This window comes from Tannerella forsythia 92A2, assembly GCF_000238215.1.
GTDB classification, from domain to species: Bacteria; Bacteroidota; Bacteroidia; order Bacteroidales; family Tannerellaceae; genus Tannerella; species Tannerella forsythia.
Map to the genome: position 1 here is coordinate 416,958 of NC_016610.1, position 23,293 is coordinate 440,250.

Below are 23,293 nucleotides of genomic sequence, written 5' to 3' on the forward strand. Positions count from 1 at the left end.
TTCATACGGAAGCAAAGCTACAAGTCGTCTTTTGCAGACAGTACGAATTATAAACACAATCTTTAATTAATCTTTTCATTTTGTACCATGATGCACAAGCAATCAGTATTGAAACACGGAATGGGCATGGCGTTCGGCCTGTTGCTTACAACAGGAGTGCCTTCCTTTTCGTCGTATGCAGAGAATGTGACTGTTGCCGTTACGCAGCAGTCAAGAACCGTTTCAGGAACGGTAGTGGATGAACAGGGCGTCCCTTTGCTGGGAGTGAACGTATCCGTTTCCGGTACAACTACGGGAACGATCACCGACATTGACGGCAAATTTACACTCGAAGTACCGGCAGGAGCACAATTGACGTTCTCCTACATCGGTTTTATTTCCCAAACACTGCCCTCGTCCAACAATTTATCGAGAGTGGTTTTAAAAGAAGACACTCAAAAGCTACAGGAGGTTGTAGTCGTAGGGTACGGTACCCAGCAGAAGAAGGACATCACCGGCTCGGTAGCTGTGGTGAATGCAGACGAGTTGTTGAAAACACCTTCGGCTTCGGCTACTCAGCAGTTGCAGGGACGCGCCGCCGGCGTAGTGATCGGTTCCACCGGTTCGCCCGGCTCGAAGTCGATGGTGCGTATCCGCGGTATCGGTACGGTCAATGATAACGGCCCGCTTTACGTGATCGACGGAGTGTCAACCCGTAACCAGAACCTCAACAGCATCAACCCGAACGACATCGAGAGCATGCAGGTGTTGAAAGATGCGTCTTCGGCCGCGATCTACGGAGCAGAGGCCTCGAACGGTGTCATCCTAATCACCACGAAAAAAGGATTGAAAACCGCCCAGCGTCCGAAATTGACGTACGACGCGTACATCGGCGGATCGACGACTGGCAAGAAGTACGACGTTCTGAATGCCACCGACCGTCTGAACGTGGAATGGGCGGCACAAGCCAATGGCTACAAAATCAGAAACAGCAACGATCTGCCCTCGCATAAGCAATTCGGCACCGGAGCCACCCCTTCCATCCCCAATTATCTCTCGACCAAAGGAGCAGAGGGGCAGCAACTGAACCCTGCCGATTACAGTTATCCGGCGAATCAAATGGTTCCCTGGGATGCCCAAGGAACAGACTGGTGGAACGAATTAAGCCGTACCGGAGTGATTCAGAACCATCAACTCTCTTTGCAAGGCGGTTCGAACCACGGCTCTTACCTGTTCTCGGCCAATTATTACGATCAGGAAGGAACGGTCATTCACCAGTATTTCCGTCGTTATCAGATCCGCGCCAATACGTCGTATAATGTACGCGACTGGTTGCGCGTGGGGGAAAACCTGACATACGCATGGACAAAAGATAACGGTCTGAATGAAAAATCGAACGAAGCCACCCCTTATTCGTGGACGTACCGCGCCTCACCGTGGGTACCCGTCTACGATATACAGGGACATTTTGCCGGTTCGAAAATCGCCGGTACCGGAAACTTTATCAATCCGGTGGCTGATGCTATTCGAAACAAAGACAATTACTGGTCGAATACCCGCATTTTCGGAAACATCTGGGGCGAAGTAGATTTCATGAAAGACCTGACCTTCCGTACCAGCTTCGGTATCGACTATACTGGAAATTACAGTTACAGCATGTCGAAAAAAGATTTGGAATTCTCCGAATCGCCCGGGGCGAACGGATTGACCGAAGAAGCCGGCTTTAACTTCCGCTGGGTATGGACCAATACGTTAACATTCAATCGGACATTCAACGAAGTGCACAAACTCAACTTACTGGTGGGTACCGAAGCCGTTCGCGACGGATTAGGACGGAAGATGCTTGGATATCGCCGGAATTACCTTTACGAAGACGATGTCAGAACCTGGACCTTGGATATGGGTGAATACAATAATTTCCGTAGAGCGGAATCCGACTACAAAGGCGAATATGCTTCGTTCGGTATTTTCGGACGCGCCAACTATTCGTTTGCCGATAAATACCTGTTGACGGCTACGGTACGGCGCGACGGCGTATCGCGTTTCTCCAAGTCGAACCGTTACGGAACCTTCCCGTCTGTCTCGGCTGCATGGCGTCTCTCGTCCGAAGAGTTTATGAAAGACTTCGAATGGCTCGACGACCTGAAACTGCGTGTCGGATACGGACAGGCCGGTAACTCGACCTTCCCGCGAGCTACGAACTTTATTTCAACTTATTCTACCAATCCCAGTCGCACGAATTACGACTTCACTGGCAGACAAACATCTTCTCAGCTCGGTTACCGGATGGGTACCTTCGGCAACCCGGATACGAAGTGGGAGCGCGTAGAAACGACGAATATCGGTTTGGATGCCACCTTCCTCGAAGGTAAATTCTCGACCAATATAGAATGGTGGTATAAGAAAAGTACGGATATGCTGGTTGAGGCCGTTTATTCAAATCTGGCCGGAGGAGCAGACAAACCGTACATCAACATCGGCGACATGAAGAATACGGGAGTCGACTTTATGATCAACTATCAGGACAGAAACGGTGATCTGTCGTGGAATGTCAATCTGAACGTTTCTACCTATAAAAATGAGGTCTTGAAAATTGGCGTTTCGGACAAGGCGGCCAAGTATGGCTACTCCGACCGTATTTCAGGCCCGGTTTCGCGTACGATGAAAGGTCGTCCGATCGGTGAATTTTACGGATATCAGATCGACGGATTCTATGAGTCGGAAGAAGAAGTAAAGGCATTGACTCCGCTGGGTGAAACGGCCGGGAAATTCGACCCGAAAACGTATATCGGTAAATTCAAATATCGTGATGTAGATGGCGACGGTAAGATTACGACCAACGATCGTGATGTGCTTGGCTCACCGCATCCCGATTTTACGGCGGGGTTGAATGTCGGACTGGGTTATAAAGGATTTGACTTCTCGATGTTCTGGTATGCCTGTGTCGGAAACGAAATCTTCAACGGAGCCAAGTATTTTACCGACTTCTGGATGTTTAACGGGAACCGTTCGTCTCGTATGCGCGATCTCTCATGGGAACCGGGCAAGAAGAATGCCATTTTGCCGATCCTTGACAAACAGGATAACAAATCCGGAACGAATGCGAACTCCTACTATGTGGAAGATGGAACGTATGCACGGATGAAGCATATTACATTGGGATATACCCTCCCGAAGAACTGGCTCCGGAAAGCGACGATCGAGAACCTGCGCTTCTACGTGCAAGCGGAGAATCTACTGACGATCACAGGCTATAAGGGAATCGACCCTGAAGTAACGAACCGTGACAAAACGGCTTCGGGTGGCGATTTGGAAAAAGGAATCGACGTAGGGGGAATTCCGAACAGCATCAAATTTATCTTTGGTGTCAATCTGGTATTCTGAAGTAAATATGTATCATCTTAAAAAATAACATCATGAAACGAATTATATATACCATCACTCTGACAGCCGCAGTTCTGGGGATGACTTCATGCGGCGAAAACTTTCTTTACAAAGATCCTCAGGGCAGCTTTTCAGGTGACATGTTGGAAAACGCGCAGGGGGTAGAATTGCTTACGACCAACGCATATGCGAATCTGACGGAGAACGGCTGGGGAGCGACGCCCTTTAACTGGGTATTCGGCAGTATTATCGGCGGTGATGCCAACAAAGGCTCGGATGCCGGCGACCAATCCGTTATCAACGAAATAGAGACGTATGCTCCGCTCACGACGAACGATTACGTACGGCAAAAATGGGAATGGACCTATAAAGGGGTACAGCGATGTAATATTGCGTTGAGAGCCCTGAAGAAAGCCAAAGATATAGCCGCGGATGTAGCTAAATCGCGCGAAGGCGAGCTGTTCTTCCTGCGTTCGCTGTATTACTTCGAAGGGGTGAAACTCATGGGACCGGCATCACTGGCATGGATACCGTGGGACAATGAAGAAGACGATCCGAAAGTGTACAACGGAACGGATATCTACCCGAACATCATGGCAGAAATCGATCAGGCGATCTCGTTATTGCCGGAGAAACAGAGCGAAGTAGGACGCGTCAATGTATGGGCTGCCAAAGCCTTGAAAGCAAAGATGCTGATGCAACAGGGGAAGATGGCCGAAGCCAAACCGGTCTTAGCCGACCTGTTAGCCAACGGACAGACATCGAACGGATTGAAATACGGGCTGGAAGACGACCTGAACAACAATTTCAACGCCTTCAAGGATAACGGTAAAGAATCGATCTTCGCCGTGCAGCATTCGCTCGACGCCAACAACAACGGATTACCGGGCTATTCGCTGAACTTCCCGCATAACGTGAACAAAAATGCACCGGGCGGATGCTGCGGATTTTTCCAGCCGTCATACGATCTGGTCAACTCGTATCAAGTCGATGCCGACGGACTGCCGTATCTCGACTATTCTTACCGAAGCAAGCCCAGCGTGTCGGTGTTCGACGGAAGCGCACCGGCCGGCAGCCAGTTTAAAAATGACTTCACGATTGCCGTAGACCCGCGTCTCGACTTTGCCGTAGGACGTCAGGGCGTGCCGTATAAAGACTGGGGCATCTGCTTTAAAGACGGTTACGGAATCCGCGACAAAGGAAACGGCGGCATCTTCCTGCCCAAGAAACACGTCTGGACGAAAGCCGAAGAAGAGGCAGGCCTTGCTTCGCGCAGCCGATACGCAGGCTGGGCACCGGCCGTGGCCTTGAACATGCAGTACCTCTCGGTGCGTGATATGATTCTGCTTTATGCCGAATGTTTAGCCAACGACGGCGAATTATCGGCTGCCATGGAGCAAGTGAATAAAATTCGCACCCGTGCCGGTAACGCAGCTAATATCATTCAATTCCCCGACGGAAAGGGACAGAAATATGTAGTCAAAACCTATCCGTCTACTCACGCCGCGTTTACGGACAAAAATACGTGTATTACAGCCATCCGCTTCGAGCGCAAGTTGGAACTGGCCATGGAAGGACAACGATGGTACGACTATGCACGGTGGGGAAAAGAAGTGATGAAGAAAGAAACTTCAGCGTACGTAATGTACGAGAAACAGTACCTCTCGAAGTTTGCTTCGGCATCGACAACGTTTGATAAGGTATATTTCTTTGTGCCCGACGCTCAGATCAAAGATAAAGGAGTAGACGAAAACGGTAAGCCTTACCTCGTTCAGAACGATCTGTGGAAGTAAATCGAATTGAATCGTTCACGTAATCCGTAAAAAGAGGGTGTGCCAAAATACAATATTTGGGCACACCTTTTTTCTCTCACAGGTATCCGATAAGCTATTGAAACATTTGAAAAAGCGATCAGCCGTTTTCAGCCGTTAGAAACAATCCAACGCCCGAAGGCCAAAATCAGACCTTCAAAGTTCGTCCGCGAACAAGAAAAGTAATCATGCGAGCAGCCTTTTCACAACCTCGGAGATGGCTCCGCCTTCGGCCTTACCGGATAAGGCTTTCGAAGCAGCCCCCATCACTTTGCCCATTTCTTTGAGTGAAGTTGCACCGACCTGAGCAATAATTTTTTTCACCTCTTCCTCAAGCGCTTCGGGCGACAGTTGACTGGGCAGATAGCCTTCGAGCGCTTTCACCTGTTCCAACTCTGCCTCGGCAAGGTCGGCACGATGCTGCTCGGTATAAATGCGGGCGGATTCGCGACCTTGTTTAACTAATTTCTGAAGGATTTTCAATGCCGCCTCGTCGGCGAGCAGGTCATCAGCTCCCGGAGCGGTCTTGGCTTCCAGAAAGTATTTCTTCGCGTTACGAAGGGCTTCCAGTTTTACTTTGTCTTTCGCCAGCATGGCGGCTTTGATGTCGTTACTAACCTGATCGAATATACTCATATTGTTTATTTTAAATTGTTCGTGTGTCAATGATTATCCTATTCTAAAGCTGATTTTAGGTTTACCCGACTGTGAGGTCTGTGCTTTTGATGAGTGCGCTTGTTGCTCTCCGGCATTTTTGCTGCGGGCACGGAGCAGTAGCTTAGGGTCGCGATTGTATGTCGGATTCTCTTCCAGCAAGGTGATGATTGCATCGTCATCCAGTTCGTTGGCCGTCAACACGGCAATGCTTGCATTCATAACCTTGTGCGGGATGCGCTTGCTTCCCAATTTCTTGCCATAATACTTCGCAATCAACTCTTTCTCACGCTCTTTCGTCCGGAGACGTTCTTCCTCTTCCATGATCTCGGCTTCGCTCATGCGTGTACGTTGACTGTCATGAATATCTTTGATTTCAGGGATCGATTCCAGATCAAAGCCGGTAGCCAGCACGGTAAATTTGACCTTTCCTTTCAGCGATTCATCGATGGCCGTTCCCCAGATCACCTCAATGTCTTCGCCGAACTGTTTCATAAACTCCGTCATATAGCGTACCTCATCCATTCGCAGTTCATTGCTGTCTGCCTCCTGAGTGTTACTGCTGAACGAGATATTGAAAAGAATCTTCTTGGCATTTGATATCTCGTTGTTATTGAGCAGCGGCGATCGGAGTGCATCCTGAATAGCCTGTTCCAGCCGGCCTTCCCCTTCGCCGTATCCATTGCTGATCAACGCTACGCCCCCATTCTGCAAGGTCGTTTTTACATCGGCAAAGTCGAGATTGATGACTCCGTCGAGCGTGATGATTTCGGCAATGCTTTTGGCTGCGATGGTCAGCGTATCGTCCGCTTTTTTAAAGGCATTAAGCATCGTCAGATCGGCATAGATTTCGTTCAGTCGCTCGTTGTTCACGACTAACAGCGCATCCACGTTCCGGCTGATCGCTTCGACGCCGTTCAAGGCCTGAATGATTTTGGGCGGGCCTTCAAAAAGAAACGGAATCGTGACGATACCGACCGTCAGGATCCCCATCTCTTTGGCTATTTGAGCAATCACCGGAGCCGCCCCCGTCCCGGTGCCGCCTCCCATCCCGGCAGTGATGAAGACCATCTTCGTACCATCGTTCAGCATCGTGTGGATTTCTTCTTCGCTCTCTCTGGCCGCCAGTTCGGCACGCTCCGGATTATTTCCCGCGCCAAGTCCTTCGGTCACCGTGCGTCCCAGAGCAATCTTGACCGGCACTTCCGAACGCGACAACGCCTGACTGTCCGTATTGCAAAGCACAAAAGAAACATCGTGGATACCCTCCTTATACATATGTGTGACAGCGTTTCCGCCGCCACCACCGACACCGACCACTTTGATGATCTTACGCGTATCTGTCGGGAGATTGAATTGTAATATCGTATCACTCATAATCGTATGCATTTATTTTGCTGTTTAATCTTCGTCGAAAAATCCTTTGGCAAATTTTCCGAATCCACCCAAAAGGCTGCTTTTCTTCTGTTTTGAAGGCTTCTTCGGAGCCGGTTTCTCCGGCTCTTCCTCCTGTTCCGAGTCGTGATCATCTTCCGTCACGAGATCGGAATCAGTCGTTCGTTGTTGGTGAAGGAGTTCGATACAATTTTCCGTCCCCTGTAACAGAACAGCAATCGCACTCATGTATCGCGGATTGCCCACCATATCGTTTTCGTCCTCGATCAGCCCCTTTCGAATCGCCGAATAACGAACATCCAGCCTGAAACGTTCGCGTACCATCTCCTGTAAATTTTTCAATGACGAGGCACCGCCCGTGAGTACAATTCCTGCGCCTAATGCGTCTTTCAGATCGTTTTCTTCCAGCCGTGCATAGACATTCTCGACAATTTCCTTGGCACGCGCCTCAACGACGGTATTGATCTCGCTCATATCGATCTCCCGCATACCGGTTCCTTCCACTGCTCCCAAGGAGACTGTTCCGTCCTGGGTCTTATCGGGCATGGCATCGCCATACGTGATTTTCAGTCGCTCCGCTTCCGAGGCTACGAGATGAAGACTTGTCAGGTCGCGCGTAATCAGATTGCCACCCAGCGGGATTACAGACAAATGTTTCAGCGCCCCGTTCTTGTAAACGACGAGGGAAGTGACACCGGCGCCGAAGTCGATCACCGCACATCCCAATTCTTTCTCGTCGGGGCTTAGCATGGCATCGGCCAAGGCGAGAGGCGATACGATAATGCCGGCGACTGTAATATGCGCCTGATTCTCGATGCTGTTGATGACGGACTTGCGGATGATCGGCTGCCCCACAATCAGTTTATATCGCGCTTCAATACGTTTGCAGGGGATGCCTACCGGGTTTGTTGTACGCTTGTCGTCGAGATAGTATACCGGAGGAGCGATAGCCAGCACGTCAAGCATATCCGGATGATAGTTTCCGCACTGGCTGTTCAGGATTCGGATATCTTCTTCCGTCACGAAAGCATCGGCATTGATCGTACGCACTTCGGAATGGTCGATCGAACGAAGAGATTGCCCTCCTATCCCGATATACACCTTCTCAATACGGGAATTCGGGAGTTTGTTTTGCAACTCCAGAATAAGTCGTTTGATACGAATGGCTGTCTCCGCTACATTGTGGATACACCCACGCTGAATACATAAGGTCGACTCTTTGACCTCATCGGCTACCAGCGTAAATGTCCCCCGAGCATTTTTCTTCCCGATTATTCCGACCAGATGAGAAGTTCCCAAGTAAATCGCTACAATATAATCTGTCACCATAAGTTTATTTTTTTGTACAAACAATCTGGTTTCTGTATTTCAAATTAATAATCCTGTATTTCTCCCAGCCCACTTTGGGGATTGCCTGCTCATAAAAGAGCTGCAAATGATCCATTTTTTCCCTGAAGTCATCAAGACTGCCCAGGAAGATACGATGATCTCCTACTCGCGGGATCAGTTCTACTTCCTTATTGGGATAAACATAGATCTGTTCGATTTGGTTGTTCCAAAAATCATGTTTCTGCAAAAATAGTGCAAATTTATATAAATCCGTCGTTGCAAACGATTTTTCTATGATTCCGTTGGCAATCGGAAGGTAAGTTGCATAACGCGGACTGACGGGCATGGTATGTCCGCGTTCATCGACATAATAACTCCCCTGTGTACTGAAAACGCGTAAGACAGGCGTTTTTTGCGTAACTTCAATATGGATGTTAGCTGACGGCGTTTTATATACATTCACACGGTCTATCAATTCATTGCCGGCTATTTTTCGCTCGATCGTTTCGGTATTGATATCTCGAAGACGCTGATTGATCGGGTAAAGCGAGGTGTGTTTAAGGATAGAAAGGACATCGTGTCTGTCGATAAAATGCCTGTCCGCACTGTCTTTAACGACGACCGTCACCCGGTGGCACACACCGTCTTCTTCTTTACCGTTCATAAGGATAACGGAAAAGACAAGGTAGCAAAAGAGCACCACGGCTACGATGACGGACAGGATTTTTTTCATCGGCTTTGCAATATTTGACAGACAGGTTCTACCAGCCGGTCGATATCGCCGGCACCGAGCATCAGAAGGACCTCATATGTGCCGTTGGCGATGATGCCTGGCAATTCTTCTTTCGTACAGCATCGTTTGTCGGCGATCGTCACCTTGTCGAGAATCATTTGCGAGGTAACCCCCGGAATCGGTTCCTCACGCGCCGGATAGATGTCCAGCAGGATCAGCTCATCGAGGAGCGAAAGGCTTGAGGCAAACTCATCGGCAAAATCGCGTGTACGGGTATACAGGTGCGGCTGAAAAACACCCGTCACTTTGCGCCCGGCATACAGTTCCCTGACAGACGCGATACTGTTCTGCAACTCCTGCGGGTGATGCGCGTAGTCATCGATCACTACGATATGTTCCTTCTTCAAACGAATATCGAAACGCCGTTCGACCCCCGCGAATGATTGCATCGCCGCGCGAATTTCGTCGGGACGAACTCCGTTTAACCAAGCCAGCGCAATAGCCAAAAGACTGTTTTCAATATTGACACGCGCCGGCACTCCTAACGAAATATCCGGTATGCGAATGTCGCGGCCCACAAAATCGAACACAATTTCTCCGTTTCCGACACGGATATGTTCGGCATGAAAATCGGCCGTCTCATCCGATGCGGAGTAAGTATAAAGAGTGCCATCGTTTTGGAGACGAGGAACGAGATCGACTCCCTTTTTTAAGACGAGTGTACCTCCGGGACGGATCAACGAAGTAAACTTCTCAAAACTTTCGCGGTAGGCTTCCGGCGTACCGTATATGTCAAGGTGGTCGGGGTCGGCCGAAGTGATTCCGGCCATATAGGGCGTCAGATGATGAAAAGAACGGTCGAACTCATCAGCTTCGATGACCGTCAGGTCACTGTGTTCCGAAAGCAGCAGGTTGCTGTCGTAATTCTTCAGGATGCCTCCCAAGAAAGCGTTGCCGTCGACATGCGACTGCTTCAACAAATGCGCCGTCATAGACGATACGGTTGTCTTTCCATGGGTTCCGGCAATGCAAATTCCGCGCGCCGAGCGGGTAATCAGCCCGAGTAGCTGCGAACGTTTCAAGACTTCGAAGCCGTGCGACCGGAAATAGGTAAGCTCACGATGCGTGTCCGGGACAGCAGGAGTATAGACGACGAGGGTTTTCTCAGGCATCCTGAATGCCTCGGGAATTTGTTCTGCATCATCCGTATAATGAATCTCCGCGCCTTCGTCGCAGAGATGTTTCGTCAGTTTTGAAGGGGTGCGGTCATACCCTGCCACCCGAAAACCTTTCGCGAGGAAATAACGAATGAGGGAACTCATGCCGATACCGCCTGCACCGACAAAATAAATCGATTGTATCTGGTCTATCTTCATGATGAATGCTTTTGAATAAGTTTTTCAATTTCGTCGACGATACGTTCTGCGCTTCCGTGCTGTGCCAGCTGCCCGATATGTTCACCGAACGACTGAAGACGTTGCGTATCGGCCATCAGTTCCTTAATCGTATCGGCCAGGCGGGTGCCGGCTTCTTTATCGGGAAGCAGAACGGCTCCCTGTCGATCGACTACGGCCAACGCATTTTTCGTCTGATGATCTTCCGCCACGTTGGGAGAAGGGATGAGAATGGCCGGTTTCTTGAGCAGACACAGCTCGGATATCGTACCGGCGCCGGCCCGTGATACGACGAGGTCGGCAGCGGCATAAGCATAATCCATCCGCGATATAAAGTCGGAATACCAAAGCAGCCCCCGCGTATCTTTCCCCACTAATTGTCGCTTAATATCTTCGTAGTAATATCGTCCGGTTTGCCAAATGGGCTGAATACCGGAAGCGATCAGATCGTCCAGACCGTACAGCATGCCGGTATTCATCGTACGTGCGCCAAGGCTTCCACCGATCATCAAGACGGTTGGTTTGGCAGGATTCAACCGGAAGAAACCGAATGCTTCTTCTCTTTTTTCGAGACCGTGTTCAAGGTCTTTCCGTACCGGGTTACCGGTCAAAACAATCTTTTCCGCAGGGAAGAAACGCTCCATGCCTTCGTAGGCCACGCATATTTTAGAGGCGCGTTTGCTTAACAGCTTATTCGTGACGCCGGCATACGAGTTCTGCTCCTGGATAAGGGTCGGTATACCTGCCGAAGCTGCCGCCCAAAGTAGCGGTCCGCTGGCGTAACCGCCGACGCCGATCGCAATGTCGGGACGGAACTCACGAATAATCTTCTTAGCCATCCGAAGCTTTTGAACAATTTGCGTACCACTTCTATATTCTTCCACAAATGCGCTCTGTCAAAGCCACAAATCGGTAACCCGACAATGGGATATCCGGCAGCCGGTACACGCTCCATTTCCATCCGGTTGTCTGCCCCGACAAAACGTATTTCCGCTTCCGGAAAACGTTGCTTCAAGGTATTGGCAATCGATATGGCCGGAAAAATATGGCCTCCCGTGCCTCCTCCACTGACGATGATTTTATATTTGTTCATTCTCTCTCTGTCCCCCTGTTTGTTCTATCGTTTCGACAGCGAATATAGGATTTTCCGACGAGCTTTCTACATATTCCTCCGTATCCGTTTCTTCTTCCTCTTCCTCATCCTCTTCTTCCGGCCCCATGCCTGCACCAAAATGACTTACACTAAGAATAATTCCTATGTAGATACATGTCAGCATGGTCGACGTTCCTCCACGGCTGATTAACGGCAGGGGCTGACCGGTAACAGGAATCAGATTAACGGCAACCGCCATGTTCGTCAATGCCTGAATAACGATCAGCAACCCGCAACCGATCACCAAATATTTGGGGAACAGTTTTTCACATCGTCGGGCAATGATCCCGACACGAATCATCAGCATGATATACAACAGCAATACGACAATCCCGCCGACAATCCCCAGTTCCTCGATGATGATGGCGAAGATAAAGTCGGAATAAGCCTGCGGCAGAAAATCGCGCTGCACGCTGCGTCCGGGCATCTTACCGAAGAGACCGCCCCGTGCAATTGCGATCTTGGCATGTGTAACCTGATAGTTTTCGTCAGTGATCACATACGTTTTATCCGTCTGTTCTTTCTCTGCCTCTCCTCTTTCATCGGCATGTTTGATCAGACGATTGCTCCACGTTTCCAAACGCGGTAAGAACTTTTCCACCGTTCTCGGAGCGATGGTTGCAACCGCGATAAGCACCACGCCGCCCAAAAGTAAATATAACAACAGCTTCCCGATTCTAACAAGCGAAATCTGTCCGATAAACATCATCAGCAGACACACTATGCCCAACAGAAAAGCAGTTGAAAAATTGTAGAGAAGAATCAGAAAGCAAATGATACCGACTCCGACAACAATCCATTGGAAGATCGCCTTCTCGGAAAATTTTCCGCGCTTGCTAAGTAGAAAAGCCACATAGACAATGCAGGCAAGCTTCCCGAATTCGGACGGCTGGAACTGTACACCGAAGATCTCCAGCCATCGCGAAGCGTCGTTGGCGCTAACTCCGATGATGGGAGTAGCCACCAGCATCAGGATAGAGAGGGGCATCAGCAGGATCGCAAGAGAATAGTACCTGTAATGAATACGTACCATGCCCAGAATCATCAAAAAGCCTGCCAAGAGAAAAGAGGCATGCCTCACGATCGGAATCCAGATGTTCGACGTTTTATATGCGAGTGTACTCGTCGCGCTGAATACTTCGACGAGCGAAAAGCAACAGAGCAGCAGGAAAATAATCCATACCGATGTGTCGCCATGAAACACTTTTTTAGTCAGATTCGTTTGCGCCATCCTGCTTGACGAATTACAAGTTACGTACACACTTCTTGAATTGATCGCCGCGATCCTCGTAATTATCGAACAAATCGAAGCTGGCACAGCATGGCGAAAGCAGTACGGTATCACCTTTCTCGGCTAAGCGGTAAGCCTTGTTAACAGCCTCTTCCATCGAGCCGGCATCCTCTATCCGGGCGATCTTTCCATCGAAGAAGGCGTGCAGTTTCCGATTGTCTACTCCCAGAAAAATCAATGCACGCACTTTTCTTAATACAAGCGCTTCAATCTCGGAATAATCGTTGCCTTTATCCGTACCTCCCAAAATAAGCACCATCCTGGTATTGATGCTCTGCAAGGCATACCAGCACGAATTGACGTTGGTCGCTTTCGAGTCGTTGATGTAATCGACGCCTCGTATACGTGCAACCATCTCCAGACGATGCGCCACACCGGGGAAACCGCTCAAAGACGCTCTGATCTTCTCGTCGCGGATGTCCAGAATCTTCGCGGCTATGCCGGCAGCCATCGTATTATAAAGATTATGTGTGCCTCTGAGGGCGATTGCTTCTTGATCCATAGTGAATGTTCCGTTTAACGTTTGGATTATCATTTGTTTTTCTTTGATATAGCCTTTCAACTCCGGATGAAACGTATCGGAGAACGGATACGTTGTTGCTTTCGGACGATGCCGTTCCATTTCCTTTCGGATGATGGGGTCATCGTTCCAATAAATAAACGCATCTTTCTCTGTCTGATTACGGAGAATACGAAATTTGGCATCGATGTAGTTCTGCATACAATGCTGATAGCGATCTAAATGGTCGGGCGTGATGTTCAGCAATACGGCAATATCGGCCTTGAACTCATACATGTTGTCCAACTGAAAACTGCTCAATTCTATTACATAATACGCATGCGGCGATTCAGCCACCTGAAACGCCAGACTGTTCCCGACATTCCCTGCTAACCCTACGTCCAGCCCGGCTTCTTTGAGGATATGGTAGGTAAGTAAGGTCGTTGTTGTCTTGCCGTTGCTTCCGGTGATACAGATCATCGTCGCATCGGTATAACGCCCGGCAAATTCAATTTCGGAAATGATCGGGATACCTCTCTCCATTGCTTTCCTCACGACAGGTGCCTTATCCGGAATACCGGGGCTCTTAATGATCTCGTCCGCGTTAAGGATGGCCGACTCAGTGTGTCCGCCCTCTTCCCAGAGAATCCCACGTTCATCCATGATCTGTTTATATTTCGGCAAGATGCTTCCGTAGTCCGAAACAAACACATCGAAACCTTTCGCCTTAGCCAGCACCGAAGCTCCCGCTCCGCTTTCTCCCGCTCCCAATATAACCATTCGCTTTTTCATGATTACCGCACTTTTAACGTAATGATAGCGACAGCTGCCAAAATAATTCCGATGAGCCAGAACCGGACAACGATTTTAGACTCGGGAATAACATTATACGGCTTTTGTATCAGCGCTTGTATGCCACTCTTTCCCGGTTTCTGGAAATGATGATGCAAGGGAGTCATTTTAAATACTCGTCTTCCTTCGCCGTATCGCTTTTTCGTATACTTGAAATAGGCTACCTGAATCATGACCGAAAGCGTTTCGGCGAAGAACACGCCGCAAAGGATCGGGATAAGCAACTCCTTATGGATGATGATGGCAAAGACCGCGATGATTCCCCCCAAAGTCAAGCTTCCCGTATCTCCCATAAATACCTGAGCAGGGTAAGCATTGTACCAAAGGAAACCGATTGTCGCTCCGATAAATGCCGAAGCAAAGATCACCAATTCCTCCGCTCCGGGGATAAACATGATATTCAGGAACGAGGCAAACTCGAAATGCGAAGAGGTATATGCCAATATACCAAGCGCCACCCCGATGATGGCGGAGCTGCCGGCCGCCAGACCATCAAGACCGTCAGTCAGATTCGTACCATTCGAAACAGCCGTTACGACAAAGATGGTAATCAGGATAAAAATGATCCATGTCACTTCCGTTTTGTAATCTCCGGCCCACTCTGCCAAAACAGCATAATCGAAATTATTGTTTTTGACAAACGGAATCGTCGTCTTGGTCGATTTGATCATATCGGGGTGAAACCGTACTTCTTCGAGAGTGTTTTCCGAAGCACTGCGTATCTCCATATTTTCCCGGATCACCGCGTCCGGACTGAAATAAAGCGTCAGCCCGACGATCAACCCCAGACCGACCTGCGCAACGATCTTAAACCGCCCGTGCAACCCTTCCTTATCTTTTTTGAAGACTTTGATGTAATCGTCGGCAAAGCCTAAAGCCCCCAGCCACACGGTCGTGATCAGCATAATAATGAGATAGATATTATTAAGCCGTGCAAACAGCAGGATCGGGATAATGATCGCAATGATGATAATAATTCCTCCCATCGTCGGAGTACCTTTCTTACTCATCTGCCCTTCAAGACCGAGATTGCGAACGACCTCTCCGATTTGCAATTTTTGTAGTTTGTCGATGATCCGGCGTCCGATAGTTGTCGAGATAAACAAGGCCAAAATAAACGCCATCACGGAGCGGAACGAGACGTATTTGAATACGCCGGCTCCGGGAATATCAAGTTGATCGAGATAGTTAAACAGTTCGTAAAGCATGGGGATATTATAGATGTTGAGTTGCAAAAATAGTTCGTAAAATCTCGCGATCGTCGAAGTGATGTTTTATCCCGTTGATTTCCTGATAGTCTTCATGACCTTTGCCGGCTACCAGAATCACATCGCCTTTCTTCGCTAAACAAACGGCGGTTTTGATAGCCTGCTTACGATCGGTAATGCAAAGCGTATGCTCCGAATCGACAGGTGACAATCCTGCCAGCATCTCTTCTATGATAGCATCCGGATCTTCGAAACGCGGATTATCGGAGGTAAGAATCAGTCGGTCGCTAAGTTTTGCGGCTTCTTTGGCCATCAGCGGACGCTTGCCTTTGTCCCGGTTTCCTCCGGCGCCAACGACCGTTATAACGCGTCCGTTACCGCGTAGTACATCGTGAATACTGTTCAATACATTGGTCAAAGCATCCGGTGTGTGTGCATAGTCGACAATCGCCGTATATCCGAGGGGGGAAGAGAGCGTCTCGAAACGTCCGGTGACGGGGCGCAGATCACTCAGTACCACGAGCACCGTCTCCGGATCTTGTCCTAAACTAACGGCCGTACCGTAAACGGCCAGCAGGTTCGAGGCATTAAAACGGCCGACAAAATGAACGGCAACCTCTCTATCGTTAATCAAAAGCTCTGTCCCTTCGAAATGTGTCTCCAGTATTTTCCCTTTGAAATCGGCGACGGTCTGCAATGAATACGTTCGTTTCGTTGCGGCCGTATTTTGCAGCATCACCATCCCGGATTTCTCGTCAACATTCGTTAAGGCAAATGCGGAGGCCGGCAGATCGTCGAAAAACTTTTTTTTCGCTTCCAGGTAATGTTCAACCGTTTTATGATAGTCCAAATGATCGCGGGAGAGGTTTGTAAAAACACCTCCCCGGTATGTCAGTCCACTGATACGTTGCTGGTCGATCGCATGCGAACTGACTTCCATGAACACATAGGAGCATCCGGCTTCGGCCATCTGTGCCACGAGTGCATGCAGCGTCACGGCATCGGGAGTGGTATGAGTTGTCGGTATCGCTTCTTGGCCTATATAGTTGCATACCGTAGAAATCAGTCCGCACTTGTATCCCAAGCGGTCGAATAAATGATAGAGCAACGTTGCGACGGTTGTTTTTCCATTTGTTCCGGTTACCCCGATCAATGTCAGCTTCGACGACGGATGGTCATACCATGTATCCAACAGCATGCCGAGGGCTTGCGCCGTATCGGGAACGACAACGAACGGCACGTCGCATGTCCCGAGCTGTTCCGGTATTTTCTCGCATACAATCGCCCCCGCCCCTTTTTCTATGGCCTTTCCGATATAATCATGTCCGTCAACAGTCGTTCCGCTGACAGCGACAAAGAGCATACCTTTACTTATTTGGCGCGAGTCGGAATGAATACCCGATATTTCGCAAACGTCATCGCCCTGAATGCGCTTTATAGGTAAGTGCTTTATTAATGTTTTTAATTTCATTGTTCTGTTTCTTTAATCTTTTAATACGATTTCGACCGTTTGTCCTTTCACGACTCGCTGACCGGGCGCAACAGACTGCGAAACGACCTGTCCTCTGCCCGAAAGACTGACACGAAGCCCTGATTTCTCCAATGCATATACGGCATCTCTGGCTCCCATACCCACGACATACGGCACCAATCCCTTGCGGACTGTCAGTTCTCTTACCCGAAGCGTATCTTTTCCGGCACTACATCCGTAAATGGCATATTCGGAAGCGATTCGCTTCGACGATGCGTGAATATCCAGTTCCTCTATCACATACTTTGCGGCGCGTGCATCGCCGTTCTTCACGGCAGGTACCGCCACACAGCCTGCCTCTTTCGTCATGGCACGAAGGTTCAATGTGATCTGATACGAGTATGTTTTTTCCGCAATCTCTTTGAAGATCGTGCCGGCCATCAACCCGCCCGAAGGCGATCCGTTACGCGGTCTCGAGACAACGACAATACACGAATACTTCGGGTTTTCGTAAGGGAAGTATCCGCAAAACGACACATTATGCGCCGTGCTCGACGCGGCAATCTGTGCCGTACCTGTTTTTCCGGCTATGGTTACGACGTCCGATCCGGCCGGTTTGCCCGTACCGTCACGACGCCCGTCAGGGTCTTTGTAATTCACAACATTGTAAAGCATCTCCTGTATTATTTTCAGGGTACGGGGAGAACAGATAGACGGACGGATGACTTCGGTCGAGAAAGATTGGACTTCTTTACCGTTGTGCGTGACACTCTTCACAAACATGGGGCGTACCATCTTACCGTTGTTCGCTATGGCGTTGAAAAAAGTCAGGGTGTTGATCGGGGGGATTTGCACTTCGTAGCCGAACGACATCCACGGCAAGGTCAGTTTCGACCAGTTCGGGCTCTCCGGTGTACGTATCTTGGCACGTCCCGCTCCCGGTATTTCCAAACGGAGATCGGCGTCTATTCCCGTTCGTTTGAGGCCATCCGTGAATTTTTTCGGGTGGCTTCCGTAACCTTTCAACACCACTTTAGCAATTCCCACATTGGAAGAGTACCAGATACTTTGAGCCGCCGTGATCGTTCCGTATCCTCCTCGATGAGCGTTATGATCTCTGATGGTGCGTCCGTTGATGGTGTAGGTTCCGCTTCCGACATCAATCGGCGTTCCGGGAGTACATATCTCGTCTTCAACGGCTACCATCATGGCGGCAACCTTGAAGGTCGAGCCGGGTTCGATTTCGTCGGCCACGGCATGGTTTTTCGTTTCGGTATAGACACCGGGACGTACGCGCTCCATATTGGATATCGCCTTGATTTCACCGGTCTGCACCTCCATGACCACAGCGATGCCGGAAGCCGCATCCAATTCTTTCAGCTTATTCACCAGGGCCTTCTCGGTCAAGTCTTGTATATGCGTGTCGATGGTTGTTTGGATATCCAACCCATCGACCGGCTCCTGAGCAATCACATTGGTCCACCGGCCACCCACGCGCATCACGGAGTTATAACCCACCTGACCGTGCAGCAGCGTATCGTATTCGAGTTCAAGACCATTTTTACCTTTTGAGAGTCCCCCCGTCTCTATCTCGTTGTAGATGTCGCCGATAGTACGCGAAGCTAACGTACCGAACAACTTCTGTCGTTGTACCATCTCTTTTTCGTAAAGTCCGCTCACATTCCGGCCGAGCCGGAAAAAGGGATATTGGCGAATTTCCTTTAGATCAGTATATGAAACACGTCCTTCGTACACCGGATATTGACGGCTTTTCGACTTGAGTCCACGCAGCAAATGGGCTTTATAACCTGCTGCCGATCGGTTTTTAAGTTTGCGTGAAAGACGGTAAGCAAGGGAATCGATTCCGTTGCGCGACGAATGCATGAACGTATCGATGGAGGCTTTCGATTTTCCGGTTCCTTTTTGAAACCCGCTGGCCTGAAAATCCATGTACAGGTAATATCGGGGCACACTGGTTGCTAACAGTTTTCCGTCGGCCGAATAAATATTTCCGCGGTTAGGGTTCACCAACCGATTGGGTTTTTTCTGGCTCTCGGCCACCTTGTTCCATTGGTCTTTTTCGGCAAAAGCAATTTTGAAAGTAAAGAAAAGAATCCCGATGACGACCGGTAGAAGCAGTAACATCACCATCAGGTAACGTGCCAAAACATGTCCGTCGCCCGATTCTTTTTCTTCCATTTCTTCTTTCTCAAAACTCGCCATACGGTGTTATTTCTGTATGATATAAGGAGGTGTCTGAGGACTTTCCAGGTCCAGCCCTTTTTCTCTCACCAACAGTTCAATCTGTGACAGGCGATTATTCCCGATCAGTTGCCCCGAAACGGCCAGTGACTCATATTTCACATCTTTCAGTTCCTGTTGCAACTTATCGATTTCGCGCAGTTTCAACAAACACGTATAGCGATTGCTGATAAACATAAGCATCAAACCGACGATTAGTACAATCAATTTCGTATGCCGGACAATAAAATCTTCTTTCAGAATACCTCCTCCCAGAATATAGAGCGGAGATAAGTGCCGTTTCTTTTTCTGTCGTATTTTGTTTGTTTCATTCATGCGCATGCGGTGTTTATTTTTTTTCTGCAATCCGTAATTTCGCACTCCGGACGCGAGGATTTTTGTCGATCTCTGTCTTCGAGGGAGTGATCACTTTATTATTTATCAAGAGAAAAGGGCTAAGTCTGTTACCGAAAAAGTCTTGTTGGCTCTCTCCCTCAAAATTTCCGCTACGCATAAAATGTTTCACTAACCGGTCTTCAAGCGAATGATACGTGATGATGACCAGTCGCCCGCCCGGTTTCAGAACCTCTAACGCCTGCTGCAACATCTCCCGCAAAGCATTCATTTCATCGTTCACCTCAATACGTAAGGCTTGAAAAAACTGCGCTAAAAACTTATTTTCTTTCCCTTTACGAACGAACGGTTGCAGCAGCTCGATCAACGTCCCACTCGACAAAATCGGTTGCACATCACGCGACCGCACAATGAGTGACGCTATTTTTCGCGCCTCCTTCAACTCACCGTAGTGATGCAGCAGATCGCTTAGTTTCTCTTCCGGATACGTATTGAGAATATCAAAAGCCGTTTGTCCCGCACGATTGTTCATCCGCATATCCAATGTCCGGTCGAAGCGAAAAGAAAACCCTCGCGCCTCGTTGTCGAAGTGATGTGACGATACGCCAAGGTCGGCCAAAATCCCATCAACCTGCAATATGCTGTGATAACGAAGAAAGTTGGATAAATAACGGAAGTTACTGCGAATAAAGACAAAACGGTGATCGTCCGGAATATTTGCTTCCGCATCGGCATCCTGATCAAACCCGTAGAGTCTCCCCTCATCCCCCAAACGGTTCAAAATACCGAGGCTGTGCCCGCCGCCACCCAAGGTGACATCGACGTAAATACCCGAGAGCCGGACGGCTAATCCGTCCAGACTTTCATCCAACAAAGCCGGAATATGATAAACGCCTTCTTTTTTATTCATTCTCAATATCTTTCCGTCAACAATCGCTTTGCAAGCATGCTTAACAAGGCGTAAAAGTACACATTCTCAAGAATTTGCTAACCGTTTGAGAAGGAAAGTTTTCAACACCCCCGTTTTTCTCCGGCAAATGGTTTCGTCGTATGACGTCGTCGCACAGATTTTAACGCCTTTCCCTGCGGACTTTACTTTCTCATCCCCAAAAAAGACACAAAAAAATCGCGAAAAAACGTATTTATAAACGGCTTCTGCTTATCTTTGTGGACCGATGGAAGCACAAACACCAATCATCGATGTGCGCAAAGTCTTACGTGAGAAAGCGCCCCGAATATCGAAAAAGATTCCTGCATGTATCGTGAATTATCTGATTCGCACGATTCATCAGGACGAACTGAACCGTATCCTCCAATGCCACGCCGCCCTCGACGGTGTCGCATTCATGGAAGCACTGATCCGCGAATTCGATCTGACCCTACGCCTCACCGGCGAAGAACATCTGCCGTCCCCGGAGGGACGCTACCTGTTCGTGTCGAACCATCCGTTAGGCGGGCTGGACGGGATTTGTCTGACGGCACTGATAGGCCAACGATATGGAGAACAAGTCCGTTGTCTCGTCAACGACCTGCTCCTGTTTATCCCGAATCTGCGCTCCATTTTTATCCCGATCAACAAGCACGGAGCCCAAACGAAAGAAGCGGCCGTACGGCTTGATGAGGTCTTTGCTTCCGATTGTCAGGTGCTCACTTTCCCTGCCGGCCTCTGTTCACGCAAACAAAACGGGCATATCGAAGACACGGAATGGAAAAAATCGTTTGTGCGAAATGCCGTCAAATACCATCGAGATGTGGTGCCCGTCTTCTTCGAAGGACGTAACTCCGACTTCTTCTATCGGCTGGCACATATCCGCAAGCGGCTGGGCATCAAATTAAATATCGAGATGCTTTATTTACCCGACGAGATGTTTCGAAACAAACATAAAACATTTCATGTTTATATAGGAAAACCTATTTCCTGGAAAACTTTCGACGGGGGGAGGAAACCCGCAAAATGGGCTGAATGGGTCAAACAGAAAGTATATCAGTTGAGCGAAAAATAAACGTATGCAAAAAATTATCCGGCCGGTCGAAACGGCCTTACTGAAAAAAGAACTGACACCGGAAAAACGATTGCGGCGAACGAATAAATCGGACAACGAAATCTATATTGTGACGGCGCATGACTCTCCGAACGTCATGCGCGAAATCGGGCGTCAACGAGAGATCGCTTTTCGTCATTACGGCGGAGGTACCGGAAGAGCTATCGACATCGACGAGTTTGACACCATGGAGCGCGGTTACCGTCAACTGATTGTCTGGAGTCCGGAAGACGAGCAAATACTGGGAGGCTATCGTTTTCTCATCGGGTCGGATGTACAATACGATACGCAGGGAAGGCCCATACTGGCTACGGCACATCTGTTTCATTTTTCGAAACACTTTCTGAACGATTACCTGCCATATACGGTCGAGTTAGGACGCTCGTTCGTTTCGCTCGATTATCAGGCAACGCTCGGACGAAGCAAAGGCATTTTTGTACTTGATAACTTGTGGGACGGATTAGGAGCGCTGACAGTCATCGATCCGGCCATGAAATACTTCTACGGAAAAGTCACGATGTATACGACTTACAACGTGGAAGCACGGGATATGATTCTATACTTCCTCCGCCTGCATTTCCCGGACCCCGACAAGCTGGTTGAGCCGATTGCCCCGCTGCAGACGGGAATGGACGAAGAAAAGATGAAACAGCTCTTCTGCCACGATCACTTTAAAGACAACCTCAGAGTGTTAAATCAAGAGGTGAGGAAATACGGCATCAATGTTCCTCCCCTGATAAGTGCATATATGAGCCTTTCGCCCAAGATGCGTACGTTCGGCACAGCCATCAACCGTGAATTCGGCAATGTTGAGGAAACGGGAATCCTAATTGCCACCGACGAGATTCTGGAAGAAAAGAAAAAACGCCATATTGAAACGTATCTGAAGGAAATGACCCACCGCAAGGCCCGGCAAGATGATTCGACTTCGGATATGGATTAAGGACGGTACGGTCCCCCCCCCTGCCACTATTGTTTCCAAGACAATAAGCACCTCTGTGACGTTTATGTCATCAGTTGTTTGGGGGCAAGAGCTCCCCGTTCTCTTATGTTTGTCTTAAAACGGTTCCGGAATTTTATCGATACGTCGTTGATGTCGTCCGCCGTCGAATGAGGTCGAGAAAAAGATATCGACCATGGTTTTAGCTTCGTCGGAGGTGATGAAGCGTGCCGGCAGCACCAGAATGTTAGCATCGTTGTGTGCCCGGACCAGCCGTGCCATCTCTTCGTTCCAGCTAATGGCAGCGCGAATCCCCTGATGCTTGTTCAGTGCCATGGCAATCCCGTTCCCCGTACCGCAAAGGGCTATCCCGCGGTCTACCTGCGCCCCCTCGACCGCTCTGGCCAGCAAATGCGCATAATCGGGATAGTCACAACTCTCTTCCGAATAAGTTCCGAAGTCATGACATACATATCCTTTAGCTACCATGTAATTCAACAGTGTGTTTTTAAGGGCAAATCCCGCATGGTCGCTTGCAAATCCGATCGTCTTTATCTCCATCC

17 protein-coding genes and 1 pseudogene are annotated in these 23,293 nt (G+C 49.1%); 4 read left to right on the top strand and 14 right to left on the bottom strand.

The window, feature by feature from the left end; translation table 11 throughout:
- Positions 1-87 precede the first annotated feature (87 nt).
- Complete coding sequence (locus tag BFO_RS01775) at positions 88-3,363, top strand: SusC/RagA family TonB-linked outer membrane protein (protein ID WP_041590573.1); 3,276 nt, start codon at positions 88-90, stop codon at positions 3,361-3,363.
- Positions 3,364-3,395: 32 nt separating this feature from the next.
- Positions 3,396-5,156, top strand: coding sequence for a RagB/SusD family nutrient uptake outer membrane protein (locus BFO_RS01780; RefSeq protein ID WP_014223853.1), 1,761 nt, complete (start codon positions 3,396-3,398; stop codon positions 5,154-5,156).
- Between the two features lie 204 nt (positions 5,157-5,360).
- Here BFO_RS01780 and BFO_RS01785 read toward each other — a convergent pair whose 3' ends face one another.
- From BFO_RS01785 to rsmH, 13 genes and pseudogenes are all read right to left on the bottom strand, one after another.
- The gene (locus tag BFO_RS01785; protein WP_041590574.1) at positions 5,361-5,810 is read right to left on the bottom strand and encodes a GatB/YqeY domain-containing protein; all 450 of its coding nucleotides are present in this window, start codon (positions 5,808-5,810) and stop codon (positions 5,361-5,363) included.
- 33 nt (positions 5,811-5,843) lie between these two features.
- Positions 5,844-7,205: a cell division protein FtsZ gene (gene ftsZ / locus BFO_RS01790; protein ID WP_041591032.1), complete on the bottom strand. Its 1,362-nt coding sequence runs from the start codon at positions 7,203-7,205 to the stop codon at positions 5,844-5,846.
- Positions 7,206-7,229: 24 nt separating this feature from the next.
- Positions 7,230-8,552 (bottom strand): cell division protein FtsA, encoded by a 1,323-nt coding sequence (ftsA, locus tag BFO_RS01795; protein ID WP_014223856.1) that lies wholly within the window; start codon positions 8,550-8,552, stop codon positions 7,230-7,232.
- A 4-nt stretch (positions 8,553-8,556) separates the two neighbouring features.
- Entirely contained in the window at positions 8,557-9,285 is a 729-nt protein-coding gene (locus tag BFO_RS01800) for a cell division protein FtsQ/DivIB (RefSeq protein WP_014223857.1), read from the bottom strand.
- Positions 9,282-10,661 carry a UDP-N-acetylmuramate--L-alanine ligase gene (gene murC / locus BFO_RS01805; protein WP_014223858.1) on the bottom strand — a complete coding sequence of 460 codons (1,380 nt, stop codon included), beginning with the start codon at positions 10,659-10,661 and terminating at the stop codon, positions 9,282-9,284. The genes BFO_RS01800 and murC overlap by 4 nt, the downstream gene beginning before the upstream one ends.
- Positions 10,658-11,772: pseudogene (gene murG, locus BFO_RS13955) on the bottom strand (undecaprenyldiphospho-muramoylpentapeptide beta-N-acetylglucosaminyltransferase). Before murG ends, murC begins: the two are co-directional and overlap by 4 nt.
- Positions 11,759-13,063, bottom strand: a complete 1,305-nt coding sequence (locus tag BFO_RS01815; RefSeq protein WP_014223859.1) for an FtsW/RodA/SpoVE family cell cycle protein — start codon at positions 13,061-13,063, stop codon at positions 11,759-11,761. Before BFO_RS01815 ends, murG begins: the two are co-directional and overlap by 14 nt.
- 13 nt (positions 13,064-13,076) lie before the next feature.
- Positions 13,077-14,414 carry a UDP-N-acetylmuramoyl-L-alanine--D-glutamate ligase gene (gene murD, locus BFO_RS01820; protein WP_014223860.1) on the bottom strand — a complete coding sequence of 446 codons (1,338 nt, stop codon included), beginning with the start codon at positions 14,412-14,414 and terminating at the stop codon, positions 13,077-13,079.
- A 2-nt stretch (positions 14,415-14,416) separates the two neighbouring features.
- Complete coding sequence (gene mraY, locus BFO_RS01825) at positions 14,417-15,682, bottom strand: phospho-N-acetylmuramoyl-pentapeptide-transferase (protein ID WP_014223861.1); 1,266 nt, start codon at positions 15,680-15,682, stop codon at positions 14,417-14,419.
- A gap of 7 nt (positions 15,683-15,689) precedes the next feature.
- Positions 15,690-17,153, bottom strand: a complete 1,464-nt coding sequence (locus BFO_RS01830; protein WP_014223862.1) for a UDP-N-acetylmuramoyl-L-alanyl-D-glutamate--2,6-diaminopimelate ligase — start codon at positions 17,151-17,153, stop codon at positions 15,690-15,692.
- Positions 17,154-17,165: 12 nt separating this feature from the next.
- Positions 17,166-19,376: a penicillin-binding protein gene (locus BFO_RS01835; RefSeq protein ID WP_014223863.1), complete on the bottom strand. Its 2,211-nt coding sequence runs from the start codon at positions 19,374-19,376 to the stop codon at positions 17,166-17,168.
- Positions 19,377-19,382: 6 nt separating this feature from the next.
- Positions 19,383-19,730 carry an FtsL-like putative cell division protein gene (locus BFO_RS01840; RefSeq protein ID WP_014223864.1) on the bottom strand — a complete coding sequence of 116 codons (348 nt, stop codon included), beginning with the start codon at positions 19,728-19,730 and terminating at the stop codon, positions 19,383-19,385.
- Between the two features lie 13 nt (positions 19,731-19,743).
- Positions 19,744-20,658 (bottom strand): 16S rRNA (cytosine(1402)-N(4))-methyltransferase RsmH, encoded by a 915-nt coding sequence (gene rsmH / locus BFO_RS01845; protein ID WP_014223865.1) that lies wholly within the window; start codon positions 20,656-20,658, stop codon positions 19,744-19,746.
- A 265-nt stretch (positions 20,659-20,923) separates the two neighbouring features.
- Between rsmH and BFO_RS01850 the strand changes: the two genes are divergently transcribed.
- Together BFO_RS01850 and BFO_RS01855 are read left to right on the top strand one after the other, a co-directional pair.
- Positions 20,924-21,751 carry a 1-acyl-sn-glycerol-3-phosphate acyltransferase gene (locus tag BFO_RS01850; RefSeq protein WP_014223866.1) on the top strand — a complete coding sequence of 276 codons (828 nt, stop codon included), beginning with the start codon at positions 20,924-20,926 and terminating at the stop codon, positions 21,749-21,751.
- A gap of 4 nt (positions 21,752-21,755) precedes the next feature.
- The gene (locus tag BFO_RS01855; protein WP_014223867.1) at positions 21,756-22,733 is read left to right on the top strand and encodes a GNAT family N-acetyltransferase; all 978 of its coding nucleotides are present in this window, start codon (positions 21,756-21,758) and stop codon (positions 22,731-22,733) included.
- A 114-nt stretch (positions 22,734-22,847) separates the two neighbouring features.
- On the opposite strand, the gene rpiB is transcribed toward BFO_RS01855, so the two are convergent.
- Positions 22,848-23,291 (bottom strand): ribose 5-phosphate isomerase B, encoded by a 444-nt coding sequence (rpiB, locus tag BFO_RS01860; RefSeq protein ID WP_014223868.1) that lies wholly within the window; start codon positions 23,289-23,291, stop codon positions 22,848-22,850.
- Positions 23,292-23,293: the final 2 nt, after the last annotated feature.